2 protein-coding genes are annotated in these 1,615 nt (G+C 59.5%); both read left to right on the top strand.

Annotation, left to right across the window (positions count from 1 at the left end; all coding sequences use genetic code 11):
- Window positions 1-720 (top strand): electron transfer flavoprotein subunit beta/FixA family protein (locus HBO09_RS28575; RefSeq protein WP_170061068.1); only part of this gene is annotated, 720 nt, incomplete at its 5' end.
- A 2-nt stretch (window positions 721-722) separates the two neighbouring features.
- A partial coding sequence (locus tag HBO09_RS28570) for an FAD-binding protein (protein ID WP_170061067.1) occupies window positions 723-1,615 on the top strand: 893 nt, incomplete at its 3' end.

Raw genomic sequence — 1,615 nt, 5'->3', positions numbered from 1 at the left:
GTCGATTACAACGTGAAAGTTCGCGTCAAGGCGGACAATTCCGGCGTCGATCTGGCTAACGTCAAAATGTCGATGAACCCCTTCTGCGAAATCGCCGTGGAAGAAGCCGTACGCCTGAAAGAAAAAGGTGTTGCGACTGAAATCGTCGTCGTTTCCATCGGTCCAACCACTGCTCAAGAGCAGCTGCGTACCGCCCTGGCATTGGGTGCCGACCGCGCCGTGCTCGTCGAATCCGCTGAAGAACTGACCTCCCTGGCCGTTGCCAAGTTGCTCAAGGCCGTTGTCGACAAGGAACAGCCGCAACTGGTGATCCTTGGCAAACAGGCCATCGACAGCGACAACAACCAGACCGGCCAGATGCTGGCTGCTCTGACCGGTTACGGCCAGGGCACCTTCGCTTCCAAAGTCGAAGTCAGTGGCGACAGCGTTGCCGTGACCCGCGAAATCGACGGCGGCGCGCAGACGGTTTCCCTGAAACTGCCAGCCATCGTCACCACCGACCTGCGTTTGAACGAGCCGCGTTATGCGTCCCTGCCAAACATCATGAAAGCCAAGAAGAAGCCGCTTGAAGTGCTGACTCCGGATGCTTTGGGCGTTTCCACCGCCTCTACCAACAAGACCGTCAAAGTTGAAGCGCCGGCTGCACGCAGCGCGGGCATCAAGGTCAAGTCGGTGGCTGAACTGGTCGAGAAACTGAAAAACGAAGCGAAGGTAATCTGATCATGACTATCTTGGTAATCGCCGAACACGACAACAAGGTGCTGGCCCCGGCCACCCTGAACACCGTGGCTGCCGCCGCTAAAATCGGTGGCGACATCCACGTACTGGTCGCCGGTCAAGGCGCTGGCGCCGTGGCTGAAGCCGCAGCAAAAGTAGCTGGCGTGAGCAAAGTACTGCTGGCTGACAACGCTGCCTACGCGCACCAGCTGCCGGAAAACGTTGCCCCTCTGATTGCTGCTCTTGGTTTAGAGGCGGGTGGCGCTGGCTACAGCCACATCCTGGCTGCTGCCACCTCCAACGGCAAAAACATCCTGCCACGCGTTGCCGCGCAGTTGGACGTTGACCAGATCTCCGAGATCGTTTCGGTCGAAAGCGCCGATACCTTCAAGCGCCCGATCTACGCCGGTAACGCCATTGCCACCGTGCAATCGACTGCTGCCGTCAAAGTCATCACCGTGCGTGCCACCGGTTTCGACCCGGTTGCCGCCGAAGGTGGTTCGGCTGCCGTTGAAGCAGTTGCTGCTGCTCACGATGCTGGCACTTCCAGCTTTGTTGGCGAAGAGCTGGCCAAGTCGGATCGTCCTGAGCTGACCGCTGCCAAGATCGTCGTTTCCGGCGGGCGTGGCATGCAGAACGGTGACAACTTCAAGCACCTGTACGCCCTGGCCGACAAGCTGGGCGCGGCGGTCGGCGCTTCGCGCGCGGCAGTCGACGCAGGCTTCGTACCCAACGATATGCAGGTCGGCCAGACCGGCAAGATCGTGGCGCCACAGCTGTACATCGCGGTCGGTATCTCCGGCGCGATCCAGCATTTGGCTGGTATGAAGGACTCCAAAGTGATCGTTGCGATCAACAAGGACGAAGAAGCACCGATCTTCCAGGTGGCTGATTACGG

Origin of the sequence: Pseudomonas sp. WS 5027, assembly GCF_012985695.1 — a bacterium.
Lineage (GTDB): Bacteria > Pseudomonadota > Gammaproteobacteria > Pseudomonadales > Pseudomonadaceae > Aquipseudomonas > Aquipseudomonas hygromyciniae.
Note: the sequence above shows the minus strand (reverse complement) of the source record. Positions and strands in the feature narration are given on the sequence as shown.